General features: G+C 44.0%; 14 protein-coding genes and 1 tRNA gene. 6 read left to right on the top strand and 9 right to left on the bottom strand.

All coding sequences use genetic code 11. From position 1 onward, the window contains the following. Positions 1-11: 11 nt before the first annotated feature. The 3 genes from LI091_RS04755 to LI091_RS04745 form a co-directional block, all read right to left on the bottom strand. Positions 12-1,070, bottom strand: a complete 1,059-nt coding sequence (locus LI091_RS04755) for a lambda-exonuclease family protein (RefSeq protein ID WP_265190895.1) — start codon at positions 1,068-1,070, stop codon at positions 12-14. Next, a complete protein-coding gene (locus LI091_RS04750; RefSeq protein ID WP_005333353.1) occupies positions 1,064-2,203 on the bottom strand; it encodes a hypothetical protein in 1,140 nt (379 codons plus the stop codon). Before LI091_RS04750 ends, LI091_RS04755 begins: the two co-directional genes overlap by 7 nt. 397 nt (positions 2,204-2,600) lie before the next feature. Next, positions 2,601-2,789 carry a 2-ketoisovalerate ferredoxin oxidoreductase gene (locus LI091_RS04745; protein WP_425458801.1) on the bottom strand — a complete coding sequence of 63 codons (189 nt, stop codon included), beginning with the start codon at positions 2,787-2,789 and terminating at the stop codon, positions 2,601-2,603. A 192-nt stretch (positions 2,790-2,981) separates the two neighbouring features. Here LI091_RS04745 and LI091_RS04740 point away from each other — a divergent pair, with 192 nt between their 5' ends. From LI091_RS04740 to LI091_RS04730, 3 genes are all read left to right on the top strand, one after another. After that, positions 2,982-3,299, top strand: a complete 318-nt coding sequence (locus tag LI091_RS04740) for a helix-turn-helix domain-containing protein (protein ID WP_005333350.1) — start codon at positions 2,982-2,984, stop codon at positions 3,297-3,299. A 381-nt stretch (positions 3,300-3,680) separates the two neighbouring features. Continuing rightward, on the top strand, positions 3,681-3,875 hold the full coding sequence (locus LI091_RS04735; RefSeq protein WP_005333349.1) for a DUF3173 domain-containing protein: 195 nt from the start codon (positions 3,681-3,683) through the stop codon (positions 3,873-3,875). 34 nt (positions 3,876-3,909) lie between these two features. After that, positions 3,910-5,091 carry a site-specific integrase gene (locus LI091_RS04730; protein ID WP_265190894.1) on the top strand — a complete coding sequence of 394 codons (1,182 nt, stop codon included), beginning with the start codon at positions 3,910-3,912 and terminating at the stop codon, positions 5,089-5,091. Between the two features lie 77 nt (positions 5,092-5,168). On the opposite strand, the gene guaA is transcribed toward LI091_RS04730, so the two are convergent. The 6 genes from guaA to trmB all read right to left on the bottom strand — a co-directional run bounded on the left by guaA (position 5,169) and on the right by trmB (position 11,672). Then, entirely contained in the window at positions 5,169-6,746 is a 1,578-nt protein-coding gene (gene guaA, locus LI091_RS04725; RefSeq protein WP_021652384.1) for a glutamine-hydrolyzing GMP synthase, read from the bottom strand. A 100-nt stretch (positions 6,747-6,846) separates the two neighbouring features. Continuing rightward, positions 6,847-8,409 (bottom strand): alanine/glycine:cation symporter family protein, encoded by a 1,563-nt coding sequence (locus LI091_RS04720; protein ID WP_044962034.1) that lies wholly within the window; start codon positions 8,407-8,409, stop codon positions 6,847-6,849. Between the two features lie 812 nt (positions 8,410-9,221). Beyond that, positions 9,222-9,294: transfer RNA gene (locus LI091_RS04715), tRNA-Lys, on the bottom strand. A 94-nt stretch (positions 9,295-9,388) separates the two neighbouring features. After that, complete coding sequence (locus tag LI091_RS04710) at positions 9,389-9,562, bottom strand: hypothetical protein (RefSeq protein WP_156906934.1); 174 nt, start codon at positions 9,560-9,562, stop codon at positions 9,389-9,391. A gap of 114 nt (positions 9,563-9,676) precedes the next feature. Beyond that, positions 9,677-11,005: an MATE family efflux transporter gene (locus LI091_RS04705; protein ID WP_022426539.1), complete on the bottom strand. Its 1,329-nt coding sequence runs from the start codon at positions 11,003-11,005 to the stop codon at positions 9,677-9,679. A 10-nt stretch (positions 11,006-11,015) separates the two neighbouring features. After that, positions 11,016-11,672: a tRNA (guanosine(46)-N7)-methyltransferase TrmB gene (gene trmB, locus LI091_RS04700; protein WP_021652379.1), complete on the bottom strand. Its 657-nt coding sequence runs from the start codon at positions 11,670-11,672 to the stop codon at positions 11,016-11,018. A 612-nt stretch (positions 11,673-12,284) separates the two neighbouring features. Here trmB and LI091_RS04695 point away from each other — a divergent pair. Genes LI091_RS04695 through LI091_RS04685 form a run of 3 tightly spaced genes read left to right on the top strand, consistent with a single transcriptional unit; the run spans position 12,285 to position 15,627 of the window. After that, positions 12,285-12,605 carry a hypothetical protein gene (locus LI091_RS04695; protein ID WP_021653134.1) on the top strand — a complete coding sequence of 107 codons (321 nt, stop codon included), beginning with the start codon at positions 12,285-12,287 and terminating at the stop codon, positions 12,603-12,605. 19 nt (positions 12,606-12,624) lie between these two features. Next, positions 12,625-13,668, top strand: a complete 1,044-nt coding sequence (locus LI091_RS04690; protein WP_021653135.1) for a V0D/AC39 family V-type ATPase subunit — start codon at positions 12,625-12,627, stop codon at positions 13,666-13,668. A gap of 18 nt (positions 13,669-13,686) precedes the next feature. After that, positions 13,687-15,627 carry a V-type ATP synthase subunit I gene (locus LI091_RS04685; protein ID WP_265190893.1) on the top strand — a complete coding sequence of 647 codons (1,941 nt, stop codon included), beginning with the start codon at positions 13,687-13,689 and terminating at the stop codon, positions 15,625-15,627. Positions 15,628-15,661 lie beyond the last annotated feature (34 nt).

Genomic DNA, 15,661 nt, shown 5'->3' with positions numbered 1-15,661 from the left:
TGGTTTTCTCATTACGCCGCCTCCTTCTTAATTCGGAAAGTACGGCTCTCCGTTGTTTTTGTATATTCCTCATAGATATCCGGATGCTGGTTTTTCAGCTTCTCCATCTGGTCTTTCCCAACCGAAGTACGTCTGGTCGGATTATAGGTAATACGGTAACGGTTCGTACCGTCCTCCAGCACTGCCTTGCAGCCCTGCCCCAGCTGTTCCACAAAAGGAACACTGATTGCCCGCTGTTCTGCTTCGATTTCCTTTTTCCGTTTTTCCAACTGTGACTTTTCCTCCGAAAGGGTAAGATACTTCTCAAGATTTTTTGATTCCAGACCGGAAAGCACAATTTCTGGAATAGATTTGTCTGCAAAACCACCATAATTACGGATATTTGCCAGAACCAGATCGGAATTCCCGTTATGCGGCGGTACTACATTTTTCAATACATGTTCCTGCCAGAAATACGTTTCCTGATCAATGATGTCTTCTTCCTCAATCAGATCACGCTCAATGGTGCGATACACAAACTCATTCTCGTTATTTCCATACAGGCATGCGATAAAGGCTTTCTGCATATTCATCACAGACAGATAATGCCTTACCTGCAGCACATAATGAGCTGGAATACCCTCATCAGCCCACTTATCTTTCGCATTATAATTGCAGGTTTTACATTCCAGAATCGAAAATTTCCCATCCGGCATACGAACAAAAAAATCCACATCTGCAAGCATGAACGGATATAATGGATGCCGGAACATGACACGTACCGGAAATACTTCCAGTCCGGTCTTTTTGGAAAAGATTTCTGCCACCAGATCTTCCAGCCGGTGTCCGACTTCCTTGGCAACCCAGTTGCTTTCCTCTTCCTCCTGAATGACCGGCTGCACACCTGTTTTGTTGTAAAACAGATCCCGGATAGTGGCAAATGGAGAGATCCCCATGATTGCCGCTACATCACTGCCGCCGATTCCTTTTTTGCGGTATTCCAACCAGTCTTCTCTTGACAGGTTACTGATATCCACAACCTTTTCCGGTGTATACTCTGCTTTGTTATTCATTCCAATTCCTCCTAACATTTGACTGCTCCATAAACGTCATATTTTTTCCAGTCTTTTATAAGCGCCTTCGTAATATCCTCCTCCAGCTTCAGGATGCCCTGTCCGGACATTCCTTCACAGGCTGCAAAAAAGGAGGCTTCATTCATGGCATAATAAAGATCATGTGCCGTACAGGCACCTTCCCCGTTCTGGGATACAAATAGCTCCACCACCTCATTCCGGATCTTCTGTTTAATGCCAAGTTCCTTCATCAGCAGCTTCAGGCAGTTCACCGGATTACGGATCTCAATGTCCATAAGCTGAGTAAGATTCTTCATCGCATCCACATAGCGGGCGCATACCTGCTCCAGATTTTTCCGGAAGTCCAGAATCGTTGCCCCTTTATCGTGAGCCAGCTTGATTGGACTTCCCAGACTGATAACGCCGTTTGGTCCGTCTGTCAAAAGCATCGGATACAGATTTGCACCGCTCGCTGCCACGTCAGATGTGGTAAAACGAAGTGCCGGTGACAGGATCTTCTCATCCATTCCGTGTGCATCCAGTGCTTTTCGGTAAGTATCCAGAAGTTCCTGACTTCCTCCGAGCTTCCACATGGCAGATACAATGGAATGGTCATAGATACCAGAGCCCTCCATGTAAACACTGCCTTTGAAATTCAGATTCAGATATTCGCAAGTTGTCTCAAACATGGCTTTCATATCAAGGATGCAATAATCATGTTTATCCCCGCCATGTACTGCGGAAACCTTTCCGTCCGCAATCTTAATCAGGGCATCCCCTTTTGCAACCCGCAGGCAGTAATTGACTACCTTCGCATATGTTGCCTTATCCAGCTTGCGAAGCCCGTCTCCATTGACACCTGCGCGGCTTAAAATGGTGCGGATGGCACAGTCACGTACCGGATAGGATTCTCCTCTCATTTTCAGTACAAGCTGCGTATTCTTCTCTGTATCCTCCAAAATTTCTTCCATGGATGCATCTGCCGCATCCAGATTTTGAGCCTCCTTTTCCAGTGGTGCCAGCCGTAACGTATTCGTTGGCTTTCTGATCCATTTGGCATTTCTCCCTCTCTCTGCCAGAAACTCCAGCAGATCTTTTACTTCTGCAAAGGATCTCTCAAATCCATCTGCATACACTCTTGCTTCATTCATATTCTTATCCACCTTTCTTAAAATAATATTTATCCATCAACAGCCGAAGCTGGTTGTGGCATGCAACTATGCCGAAACCTAAATGTAAGCACAAAAAAAGAATGAAAAGAGATTCTTTTCTCTGTTCATTCTTAAAAGTCTGGTTTCTTCCTGAAAAAACAAAAGTGCCACGCAGCCAAAAAAGGCATACCGTGACACTCACTACAAACATAAACAACTTATGCCAGGAATCAGCTCCTGCTGTTTCCTGTAAGTTTGGAGATTCTTATGAATCCCGAAACTCCCCAAAAAGGGTGTGCATAAAATAAACTATATCAGTATACTAGCACAAGATATTCCTCATGTCAATTCAGGCTTATACTATATATGGTGTTTATATTTGTTCAAAATACTACATCTATTTTTCTACTACGAATTCAATCTTCTCTTTCAGATACTCCCGGCAGCCAAACCGAACCGTTCCACACTGCTTTGACTCCTCTTTCGCCTTTTCATTACAGCAGTCCAAGTAGGGACAATCGTTACATTGATTCCGCAGTGCTTCCTTCGCCCATTCAATTTCCTGCTCATTTCCTATAATCCGCACAGACATCCACTTCCTTTGCTATCATCATACCCCAAAATCCATTTTCTATCATCCATAATTTCTTTTTTTGTATCATTTTAGTAAATTACGGTTATATTACGGAATAATCACTATATTTCAAATATATCTCTATTTTATTCCGTAATTTGTTGTAAGTAAATAGTTTAAAATGTGGAAGAGAGGTGTAAATGTATGGATAAAAACTTTATTGGAGAACGCATCAGCGAACTGCGTTTAAAGAAAAATGTATCTGAATATCAGATGAGTCTGGATCTTGGCAAAAATAAAAGCTACATCCAGTCCCTCACTTCCGGACGTTCTCTGCCTACCATGCAGAGCTTTCTGGATATCTGTGACTATCTGGAAGTCACTCCTCAACAGTTCTTCGATTCAGAGCTGCACAATCTTCCTCTGATTGACAAAGCAACTGATCTGATGAAACAACTCGATGACGAGGATATGCTTGCGCTCATTTCCATGCTGAATCGTCTGGCTCTAAAACGCAAATAGATTTCCGTGGCTGCCAAATCAAGGCAGCTTTTATTTTTATCATTTTTTCTTAAAATTTTTCAATCTTAAAGGAAAAGCCCCTATTACTCAATTGAATGGGTAATATATCCATTCGTCGTACCTTGAAAACAAAAGAAATCTTTCGGGAGATTGATATAGGTGACTGCAGATAGTTTGCATCTTCGCACGCCTGCAGCTTAATAGTTACAAAGTAACACCGTTTTACGTGGCCGGAGCGGGCATAGGAACTGGCTTCTGAAAGAATAACATAGACTTTTGGGATTTTAGCTTATAGCGCTTTTATTAGAGAGCTTTTACTCAAAATTTGATATAATAATAGACAGGTATCAAGTTGATTCCCTGTCTGTGGAAAGGAGATTCATGATAACTGTAACAAAAAGGGATTTGATTGAATTAGGCTATGGTCCTTCCTTTGCTGCTGATATTATTAAAAAAGCAAAGGAACTTATGGTAGAAAAGGGGCATACCTATTATCAATCCAGGAAATTAGACAGGGTTCCAAAAGAAGCCGTTGAAGAATTATTAGGGATTACTTTGCCCGATAAGCAAGAATGATCGTGCTTTTTGCATTTTAGTAAGGAGTGAAATCATGGCAAAAGATCCAATTAAAAAAGCAGAAAACGGCACTTATTATTTTCGAGCCAACCTCGGATATCATCCTGTAACCGGAAAACAGATTCAAAAATACCGCAGCGGATTCTCAACAAAAAAAGAAGCCCGTGCCGAGTATTCCAAATTGATTCTTGCATCAACGGAAGAATTAGCTGATAAGAAGGAAGACATTACCTTCAAAAAGTTTATTGAAGAAATCTATCTTCCGTGGTACAAAACTCAGGTGAAAGAAAGTACCTACAAGAATCGTTACTCGACCATTCAAAAACACTTTGCCTATTTCTACAAGAAGAAAGTGTCCGAAATAGAAGCGATAAATGTACAGACCTGGCAGCTCAAGTTGGCAAAACAATTCAGTCCAAACTATGTACGCATTGTTCAGGGAATGTTATGTTTAGCTTTTGACCGGGCGATTATCCTCGGACTTGCAAAGAAGAATCCTGCCCGCATGATCGGCAATATCAAATCTAAAAAAGTAAAGATCGACTTCTGGACTTTGGAGGAGTTTCAGAAGGTAATATCCCTGCTGTACAAAGGTGACTACTACGAGCACTATCTCTTCATCTCGTTCTGGCTTTTATTTATGACTGGAATGCGTATTGGAGAGGCTGCCGCCTTACAGTGGGATGATATTGATTTTGAAACAGGTATGCTGATTATTAGTAAAACACTGTACTATAAAACAATGAATGACTACAAATTCGTTGAACCTAAGACGCAGGCAAGCAACCGTACCATTTATATTGATGCTGATACCATCAAGGAATTACAAGAATGGAAGGCGGTCCAGGCAAAGGTTTTACCAAATTGTGGATTCGTCCTGAGTTATAACAGTACACCCACCAGCAAAACAACGCTTCCAAGAGCATTAGAGAAATTGGCAAATTTAGCTGGTGTCCACAGAATCAAAATTCATGCCCTGAGACATTCGCATGCTTCCCTGCTTATCAGCATGGGCGAAAATCCACTGCTGATTAAAGAGCGTCTTGGACATGAAAAAATACAGACGACACTAGGAACTTATGGTCATCTGTATCCAAACACCAATATTGAGATTGCAAAGAAGCTGACCGGGGTTCTCAGCTACCAGTCAGCTTCTCAAAGTATTGCTAATTATACCAGTAATCAGCATACTGCAATGTATCACAAAAAAATATAAAAATGCAATGATAATGCAATTTCAAACACCCAAAGCCGCAAAGCCCCGTGGTTACGGGCTTTGTAGCCCAGCGTCAACTATTCAAACTCAATTGTTCCAGGCGGCTTACTAGTAAGATCATAGAATACGCGGTTTACGCCCTTAACTTCATTAATAATACGGTTCATCACCTTATTAAGTACTGCATAAGGAATCTCAGCAGACTCCGCAGTCATGAAGTCAATGGTCTTAACGGCGCGGAGCGCCACTGCATAATCGTATGTTCTGAAGTCTCCCATTACACCTACGCTTCGCATATTTGTAAGGGCTGCAAAGTACTGGTTCGGCATCCAGGACGGATCTTCTCCGTGTTCTTTTTTGTAGTCGGCGGCTGCATTGTCGACTTCTTCACGGTAAATGTAGTCTGCATCCTGTACGATGCGTACTTTTTCCTCGGTGACTTCACCGATGATACGGATTCCAAGTCCCGGGCCTGGGAATGGCTGACGGAATACCAGTCTTTCCGGAATTCCAAGCTCAAGGCCAGCTTTACGGACCTCATCTTTGAACAGGTCACGAAGCGGCTCAATAATTTCTTTGAAATCAACGAAATCCGGAAGGCCTCCTACGTTGTGGTGGGATTTGATCACTGCGGATTCTCCGCCGAGACCGCTCTCTACAACGTCCGGATAAATGGTTCCCTGTGCAAGGAAATCTACAGCGCCGATCTTCTTGGCTTCTTCCTCGAAGATACGGATAAATTCCTCACCGATGATCTTACGCTTCGCTTCAGGCTCTGTAACACCAGCAAGCTTGTCGTAATATCTCTGCTGTGCATTCACGCGGATAAAGTTCAGGTCAAACTGACCATTCGGTCCGAATACACCTTCAACCTCATCACCTTCATCCTTACGAAGAAGGCCATGATCTACAAATACGCAGGTAAGCTGCTTGCCGATTGCTCTGGAAAGAAGTCCTGCTGCTACGGAGGAATCTACACCGCCTGAAAGAGCAAGGAGAACTTTTCCATCGCCGACTTTCTCACGGATCTCTTTGATCGTGTGCTCAACAAAAGCATCCATCTTCCAGTCTCCGGCACATTCACAGACACCAAGTACGAAGTTGGAAAGCATTGTCTTTCCTTCTACTGTGTGCAGTACTTCCGGATGGAACTGGATCGCATACAGTTTCTTCTCTTCATTCTGTGCAGTTGCTACCGGACAGTCTGCAGTATGTGCAGCGATCTCAAATCCCGGTGCAGTCTGGGAAATATAGTCTGTATGGCTCATCCAACAGATTGTTTTGTCGGATACATTTTTGAAGATCCTGGAATCTTTCTTATCGATGAGAAGCTCTGTCTTACCATATTCGCTGACATCTGCCTTCTCAACTTTTCCTCCAAGGACATGCATCATAAGCTGTGCTCCATAGCAAAGTCCAAGTACCGGAATACCAAGCTCAAATAATTCCTTCTGGTAAGTCGGTGAATCTGCCTCATAGCAGCTGTTTGGTCCGCCGGTAAGGATGATTCCCTTCGGATTCATCGCTTTAATCTTCTCAAGATCTGTCTTGTAAGAATAGATTTCGCAATATACATTGCATTCTCTGACACGTCTTGCAACCAGCTGATTGTACTGACCGCCAAAATCAATGACAATAACTAATTCTCTTTTCAAGGCTTTCCTCCTGTTTTTTATAACATCTTTAGAATCTGTTACTCATTATAAATGAGTACATGCACTTTTACAATGCTAATTTTATCTCCCGCCGGAATTTTTATTTTCCGGAAAAATTTTTCACTACTTTTTTTGCCTGCTCATCCCAGTAAGCGCAGTCATTTCTTCCAATTACCTCCGATGTAAACGGAGTACCGTCATTCTTCTTATAATGTCTGGTCGCCCGGAAAACATATTTCGCACCGACATAAACGATCGGTACGTTGAAAAATACGATCAGAATATTTCCAAGATCAGAAAATGCCCAGAGATTTCCAAGCTCCAGTCCTGCGATATTACAGAGGATACCAAATGCGGCAACAAAAAGACCGATACAGCGTACAAAATTAATACAGATCTTATCCTTGCGGATACGGTTTGCTGCGATTTCCGAAAAGCTGATCATTCCAAGCAGACAGGTAAATGCAAACAGGCAGAAACATAAGGTTACAAGAAATGTAACGATCCCGTTCATTGCAGTTCCCGGAGTCAGCACAGCAATGGACTCCGTATATTTGGGAAGTTTATCAAGAGCCTGCCAGCTTTCCGCATCTGCTCCCGTCCAACAATGTGCCATAACTACCACAAATCCGGTAAGTGTACAGATCACAATGGTATCAAGAAAAACTCCCAGAGAAGCGATCACACCCTGCTCACATGGATGCTTTGCGTCAGCTGCTGCCGCTGACATGGTGATCGTTCCCTGACCAGCCTCATTGGACATCAGGCCTCGTTTTACGCCCTGTGCAAGAACCGTTCCAAAAACACCTCCAAAAAATGCATCCGGCTTAAAGGCTCCTGCAAACACGCTTCCGAAGAAATACGGAATACGGGTAAAATTCAATATGATAAGAAGTAACACTACTACCATATAGAGCACCGCCATCACCGGCACCATCATATCTGTCCATTTGGATACTTTTTTGATTCCACCAAATGCGATAGCTGCTGTGAGGATTACGATCAGCGTACCTACTATATAATAGAAGGCTGATCCGCTTGGGATGGTTTTTCCGGTTACGATCTCTGCCATGCGTCCTACTGATGAAACAACGTTAAAGCCCTGTGCCGGCAGACAGCAAAGCGCATACAGAATATACAATACCGAAAGAAAAACACCGATCCATACCTTATTTCCAAGAAGCTTTCTCCCATAAAAAGGAAGACCTCCTACGAACTCATCGTCCTTCTTCTCCTTGAAAATCTGAGCAAGGACACCCTCCATGTATGCAACTGCCATCCCGAAAAACGCAGATATCCACATCCAGAACAGGGCCCCCGGTCCACCCACTGCAATAGCACCTGTTACGCCCAGGATATTTCCCGGTCCTACACGCATAGCTGAACTCAGGAAAAACGATGCAAGCGGCGAAATTCCTGTTTCCACAACACGTTTCTCCGTCATGGTCCTGATTCCTTTTTTAAAGTAAGTCACCTGCATAAAACCGATCCTGAAACTGAAAAAAATCCCGGACCCAAGAAGTAGTATGATCGCAAAGGATATATTTCCCAGAATCGGGATACTGCTGTACCAGTCAAAATTCGTGGGGAACTCCCACAGAAAATCAGACAGTGGACCGATAAAGCTGAACACTCCATTGATCGCCTCAAACACTTTCTCCATAGCCATCTCCTCCCTTTTCATCTGAATACCTCAGAATTGAACCATCTTTCCGGATATCACATTTTCCGCTGGACATAAAATATAGATATATTCATTTATACCCCCCAGAAAAATTTCCGCACCTGTTCATATGACGTTGTGTAACACATCCATCATCGTTCATTTCCCCTCCGGATTTTTATGCTATGGTTTATTATACCGTATCGGCTTAGAAAAGTCTTATTTATTTTCACTATTTTTGTACAAATTTCAGAATTTTCCATACTTACAAGCCCCACCGACTGCTATTGCTTTTCGCCCCCCGCAGGGGACTTACTTGATTCGAGTCAAGCGGATATTCGCAATCCGCTTCGCTACGCGGCTCTACACCGAATAACTGCTTCACAGTTTATCAGACTTTATAAGATATTTAGACTTTCCTCACAAATTTTTAAAACGCTTCTCACAGTTCCATCACATTTTGACGGTATATTATTAATCAAATAAAGCACAAAGCTTTTTCATCTTATAGATCATTACTTATTTTTCTTTTCATACTCTGCCGGGTCCCTTCCAAGACCCGGCCCTCCTTTTTATCTTCTTACAAACTCCCATAGTATACCATCCTTTCTTTATTCAAAAGGATCTATACCTATAATCATGGTGTCTATATTAGACATTCTGATTCTATCTGATGATCGACATTTTCATCTCGGTCCATTTCCTCCAGATCACTCCGTCCAGACAAAACCTCAAAACCCCTGAAACCCGCATAAACACAACAAAAAAACACCGTCCCCGCAGCTCTATATCTGCAAAAACAGTGCCTTTAGTGCGTCTTCAGGGGTTCGAACCCTGGACACCCTGATTAAGAGTCAGGTGCTCTACCAACTGAGCTAAAGACGCTTATTTAATTATTTGTCTTTCGTTTTTTGTTTCGTTCGTTCCTCAAGACATGTTGTATTATACGTTATGATTTGAGGAAAGTCAACACCTTTTTTTAATTTTTTTTATTTTTTTCTTTTTTATTTTTTATATCTTCATTTGATGCAATTTTGTTCAGTGATTTTTCTATTTCTGACAGCGAATTTCTGATCTGGGCAGCCTGGCTGTTAATGCTGCGGCTTACCGTATGGAGATTCTGCTGCATGGATCTGAATTTTCTTTTTTTCAAAACTTATGGCCTCCTGCTTTGCGCAAATACCTTTCCAACATCACGGATATTTTATTATATGAAAATATCCTGATCTGTTTCCTGATATTTGCGCAAAGTATTTAAAGCGGACTCTTAGAAATCCACTTTTTTCCACCAGCGCCATACCAGCACCACCGCCAGCACTGCCGTAAGGAAATCCGAGATTGCCTGAGAAGCCAGAACGCCATAATACCCTGCCACCTTAAGAGCGATCATCAGTACAACCGCAAAGACCACTCCCTGTCTGCTCACTGATAACAGAAAAGCTCCCATAGCCTGTCCTGCAGACTGAAACGTACAGGTGCTGATCAGCACGATTCCCATACACAACATTCCCGCCAGCTGCAGCCGAAGCATCAGCGCGCCATTTTCCACAACGGAAGGATCGCTCATAAAGATCTTTACCATCTGCGGGGCAAAAAATCCAAGTACCGCCATCAGTACAAGCGCCATTCCTCCCTCAAGAAGATATGCAAACTTCAAAGTTGCTTTCAACCTTGTGCGGTTTCTCGCGCCGTAATTGTATCCGGTCAGCGGCTGTCCACCAAAGGCAAAACCAACCAGGACCAACGCAGCGATCATATTAATTTTCATAACGATTCCCATAGCTGCAACCTTATCGTCACCAAATCCCAGCAACGCGCGGTTTGTCAACGCAATTCCGATGCTCTGCATCAGATTAGTAACAGAAGCCGGAATACCAATGGCAAAAACCGCTCCTATCTCCGACCTGGAAATGTGAAATCCCCTGGGATCCACAGAAAGATTTTTGCTCTTTTTAATAAGAAACCATACAAAGAAAATATCGGTACAAACATTTCCGATCACGGTCGCTGTAGCTGCGCCGGCCGCACCCCAGCCCAGTACAAAGATCATGATCGGATCCAGAATAATGTTTACAACTGCGCCAAGTACAGAACCAACCATCGAAGCCGTCGCAAATCCTTCTGTTCGTAACTGATTGGACGGTGTCAGCGCAACAATGATAAACGGCGCCCCCAGTGCAATACAGGTATAATACTGTGACGCATACTCCCAGGTGGCCTCGCTTGCACCCAGAAGTCCCAATACCAGACTTCTGAAGATCATCAGTACAGCCGCAACTGCAACACCGCTGACGATCGCGCCATAAAAGCTGAATACGCTGATCCGCTTTGCGTCCTCGTATCTTTTTTCTCCAAAAAGCCTGGAAATAAAAGAACTGCCGCCAAGTCCGAAAATATCTCCCAGCGCGATCATCAGGGTAAAGATCGGTGATCCAAGGGCAACCCCCGCCACCAGATCCGTATTGCCGGTTCCTGCGATAAAATACGTATCTACCATATTATAAACAAGCGAGATAACCATACTGAACACAACCGGAAGTGCCAGCTTAAAATATGCCTTTGGTATAGGATACTTTTCAAAAATTTCTTCCTGCATCTTATTCCCTCTATTTCTGTCTGATCACCATTTTACAGATCGGATTTCCCATAGAAGAAAACTTCTCCTCATATTCCGTCATGACATTTCCCTTCACCAGCTCCTCATCATGATGAAGATCAAAGGTACACACCTCCAGATTCCAATCGGAATCCCTAACCTCTTCCAGGGAAAACTCAAACAGACCACGGTTATCTGTCTTAAACTCTACAGTTCCTTCTTTTTTCAAAATCTTCTCATATCTTGCCAGAAATTCCCTGGACGTAAGTCTTCTCTTTGCATGACGCGCCTTCGGCCACGGATCCGAAAAATTCAGATAGATCCCATCAACCTCATCCTTCTCAAAAATCTCCGGCAGCAATCTTGCATCCACCCGGATAAAAACAAGATTGGAAAACTCCTCTCCTGCCGCTTCCAGTTCCTCTCTCTTCTGCAGCGCCCGAAGAAGCACACTGTCATACATCTCAATTCCCACAAAATTTCTCTCCGGATGAAGTCTTGCCATATCCATCAGAAAACGCCCCTTCCCCATACCAACTTCCAGAAAAAGCGGTCTCTTCACTCCAAAAACCTCATTCCACTTTCCTTTAAACCTCTCCGGCTCATCAATTACCCACTCACAATCCAAAATAGCATCCTTAGCACCCGGAATATTTCGTAATCTCATAAACAACCTCCAATAATCTTTCCATAATAATGTCTCAATGATTCTTATCAAACAACATTCCAATACTCAACTATACATGTAACCCCCACCCCGCCGCAAGCAAAAAATAAAAAAATCCTCAACCAAGCAACAGCAAAAACGCCTCGCCGTCCACCCCAACACCACCGCATCCTCTCAAACCCAACCAACCAGGCGACAGCAACGCGCCTCGCCGTCCACTTCCAACACCATCCGCATCCACTCAAACCCTCTCAACCAGGCGACAGCAACGCGCCTCGCCGTCCGCATCCACATACATCGGCTCAACCTCACACATCCAACACCTCAGCATACATACACAAGTCAACAACCTCACACCGCCACAACCAAGAACTCCTAAAAAAAGCCCGAGGGGTGTGCAGAGGGGCCGTGGCTTTACGGCCCCTTTGCGGTTTTCATTTTTTCCCAAAACTCAATCATCGTCTAATAAACAAATTTCTTTTTTTCGTCTCTTTTTGAACATATTTATTCAATAATTGCAAAAAATTTAACAATTTTTTAGTTGTTTTTACCATAAAAAAGGTGTATCATATAAAAATCAATTATAAACAATAAACAAACAAGGAGGGCGCTATGGAACAAATCCTAAATAAGCTTTCGGAAATCGAAGCTACAGCCAATGCCATCATGCAGGACGCTGCGCGACAGAAACAGGCTCTCTCGGAAGAAGCAGAAAAACAGACGAAGGAATTCGACGCTTCACTTGAAAAAGAAACCAGCGACGAGATCCGGAAGATCCGTGAAGATCTGGCCCGCGAGAAAGACGCCCGGATCAATGAGCTTCGTGCAGAAACCGAAGACCAGCTATCCAGGCTGGATGCCTATTACGAAGCCCATCACGAAAGTCTTTGCAGTGAGCTGTTTCAGAAAATAACAGGCATCACCGAAACCTGAAGGGAAAGGAAGTGATTCAATGGGCTCTGTCCTCTCATACAGCGGACTCTCCACCAAGATCCGCGCCATGCAGAGCAGGCTTGTGACAGATGAGCAGCTGGAAGAAATCGTTCAGCTTCCCAATGTCCCCCAGGTAACAGCCTACCTGAAACGGACTCCCGAATATCAGAATATCTGGTCCGGTCTCGATGAAAATGATCTTCACCGCGGACAGATAGAAAAACTCCTGAAGAAATCCATCTTCCTGAATTTTTCAAGGCTTTACCACTTTGCAAATCAGGAACAGCGAACGTTCCTGTCGCTTTACTCGAAGCGTTATGAGATCCGCGTCCTGAAAGAAATCATGACGAATCTCTTTGACCACCGGGACACCGATCCCGTAGATATTTCTCCCTACCGCGATTTTTTCAGACATCATTCCAAACTGGACATTGACAGACTTACCGCCTGCACTAATATGGATGAATTCATTGCGGCACTGAAGGGAAATGATTTTTTTATTCCGCTGTCTCAGGTCAACGAACGTGGAAATGCCACGCTTTTTGACTTCGGCATGGCACTTGATCTTTCGTATTTTTCACAGATCTGGAATGTGCGGAAGAAGCTTTTCAAAGGTAACGATCTGAAACAGATCACCAAGGCTTACGGTGAAAAATTCGATATGCTGAACCTGCAGTTCATCCAGCGCTCCAAACGCTGCTTTCAGATGGAACCGGCTGCTATTTACGCATTGCTGGTCCCCATGAACTACAAGCTCCGCAAAGAGGAGATCACCACCCTTGTGGAGGCCCCTACACCAGAAGAGTTCCGTCGTATCTTCAATGGAACTTATTATGGTAAGAAATACGAACAGCTGACCGTCGCCAGTCTGGAAGAATTTTATAACTATATTCTTCGCAGCATACTGGAACAGGAAGCACGCAAGGATCCCTATTCCGTAGCAGTCATCTATTCCTATTTATATCACAAAGAACATGAAGTCAACCGTCTGACCATTGCCCTTGAATGCGTGCGCTATGGCGTGGACCCAGAACAATCCCTGCGTTATATACGCAACGGTTAATAACCAGGAGGTAGCAACGTGATTGAAAAAATGAATTTTCTGAGCATCACCGGTCCCAAGGCAGATATCGACCGGGTTGTAAACACCTACCTGTGCAAGTACGAGATCCATCTGGAAAACGCTCTCTCAGAGCTGACCACAGTAGAAAGTCTGACGCCTTTCCTGGATGTCAACCCCTACAGAGATGCCTTAAATTCCATCAATACCATTTATGAGGAGCTGAAAACTCCTCCGTCCACTTCCAACAGAAGCCCGGGTATTGAAACAGCACTTTCCACAGTAAAGGAGATCCGCTCCCAGGCGGATCAGCTCCAGAAGGAACAGTCCGAACTGGAAGAAAAATGTTCCTCTCTGGAAGAGTCACTGCGGATCATACGTCCCTTCCGAAATATTGATTATGATATTTCATCCATACTTCATCTGAAGTATATCCATTTTCATTTCGGACGTATCGAGAAACAGTATTATGAGAAATTCAAGAAATATATTTACGACAATCTGAACACGATCTTCCTTAAATGCGATGAAGATGACCAATACGTCTGGGGCGTCTACTTCGTACCGAAGCATGATGCGCACAAAATTGATGCCGCCTACTCTTCTATGCACTTTGAAAAGATCTTTGTGCCGGATAATTATACCGGAACTGCCCAGCAGGCATTTTCAAGCGTAAGCAAACAATACGAGGATGCTCTGAAGCATCTGGAAGCACAGAAACAGAAATACCAGAGATTTCTTGCGGATCAGGCAGAAACCATCGTTACCGCCAGAAACACACTTCTTCAGTTTTCCAGAAATTTCGATGTCCGGAAAGCGGCAGCCTGTACCGGAAAGCACGAGAATTTTTATATTCTCTGCGGATGGATGACAGAAGCCGATACCAGAGCTTTTCAGGCGGACATTGCTTCCGATGAACGGATCTTCTGTCTGGTGGACGGCGAAGATACCAACACACCGGAACACGATCCGAGCCATCAGCCGCCAACCAAACTGAAAAATCCAAAACTTTTCAAACCATTTGAAATGTATGTAAAAATGTACGGACTTCCCGCTTACGGCGAAATGGACCCCACCTGGTTCGTTGCCATCACCTACTCCTTTATCTTCGGAGCCATGTTCGGTGATGCAGGACAGGGACTCCTGCTCTTTATCGGAGGATTGCTCCTGTACAAGCTGAAGCATATCGATCTTGCCGGAATCATCAGCTGCGCCGGAGTCTTTTCCACATTTTTCGGTCTGATGTTCGGAAGTATCTTTGGATTTGAGGATGTCATACCTGCTCTGTGGCTGCGGCCTGTGGACAGTATGACGACCATACCTTTTATCGGAAAACTGAATACCGTATTTATCGTTGCCATCGGATTCGGCATGGGAATCATCCTCCTGTGTATGGTTTTCAACATCATCAATTCCTTTAAGACGCATGATGTTGAAAAAACCTGGTTTGACACCAACGCTGTGGCAGGACTTGTATTTTATGGCTCCGCAGTTCTCTGCATCGGACTCTTTGTATCCGGGCATGCAGTTCCGGGTGGTGCAGTCCTTGCCATTATGTTTGGTTTACCGCTGCTTCTTATTTTCTTCAAGGAGCCTCTTACAAACCTGGTAGAAAAAAAGGCCGAGGTTATGCCAAAAGAAAAAGGCATGTTTATCGTACAGGGTATCTTTGAACTGTTCGAGGTTATCCTGAGCTACTTTTCCAATACACTCTCCTTCGTGCGTATCGGTGCTTTTGCAGTCAGCCACGCAGCTATGATGGAGGTTGTACTTATGCTTGCAGGCGCGGAGAACGGCAGTCCGAACTGGATCGTCATCATTCTCGGAAACCTATTCGTATGCGCTATGGAGGGCCTGATCGTAGGTATCCAGGTACTCCGTCTGGAATATTACGAAATGTTCAGCCGTTTTTACAAGGGCAGCGGACGGAAATTCGAGCCGTTCTGCTCAAAAAACAAATAAAATGCCAGAGTCGGAACGCATTCTGATCCGGGCA

It is taken from the genome of Blautia sp. MSK20_18 (assembly GCF_020553125.1).
GTDB lineage: Bacteria > Bacillota > Clostridia > Lachnospirales > Lachnospiraceae > Blautia_A > Blautia_A fusiformis.
Note: the sequence above shows the minus strand (reverse complement) of the source record. Positions and strands in the feature narration are given on the sequence as shown.

Bases quoted from the DNA above. Each gene is read 5' to 3' on its own strand.
- LI091_RS04705 (WP_022426539.1), bottom strand. From the start codon at position 11,005: ATGCAGGAAGAAATTTTTGAAAAGTATCCTATACCAAAGGCATATTTT.
- LI091_RS04695 (WP_021653134.1), top strand. From the start codon at position 12,285: ATGGAACAAATCCTAAATAAGCTTTCGGAAATCGAAGCTACAGCCAAT.
- LI091_RS04735 (WP_005333349.1), top strand. From the start codon at position 3,681: ATGATAACTGTAACAAAAAGGGATTTGATTGAATTAGGCTATGGTCCT.
- LI091_RS04740 (WP_005333350.1), top strand. From the start codon at position 2,982: ATGGATAAAAACTTTATTGGAGAACGCATCAGCGAACTGCGTTTAAAG.
- LI091_RS04750 (WP_005333353.1), bottom strand. From the start codon at position 2,203: ATGAATGAAGCAAGAGTGTATGCAGATGGATTTGAGAGATCCTTTGCA.
- LI091_RS04690 (WP_021653135.1), top strand. From the start codon at position 12,625: ATGGGCTCTGTCCTCTCATACAGCGGACTCTCCACCAAGATCCGCGCC.
- LI091_RS04755 (WP_265190895.1), bottom strand. From the start codon at position 1,070: ATGTTAGGAGGAATTGGAATGAATAACAAAGCAGAGTATACACCGGAA.
- trmB (WP_021652379.1), bottom strand. From the start codon at position 11,672: ATGAGATTACGAAATATTCCGGGTGCTAAGGATGCTATTTTGGATTGT.
- LI091_RS04720 (WP_044962034.1), bottom strand. From the start codon at position 8,409: ATGGAGAAAGTGTTTGAGGCGATCAATGGAGTGTTCAGCTTTATCGGT.
- LI091_RS04730 (WP_265190894.1), top strand. From the start codon at position 3,910: ATGGCAAAAGATCCAATTAAAAAAGCAGAAAACGGCACTTATTATTTT.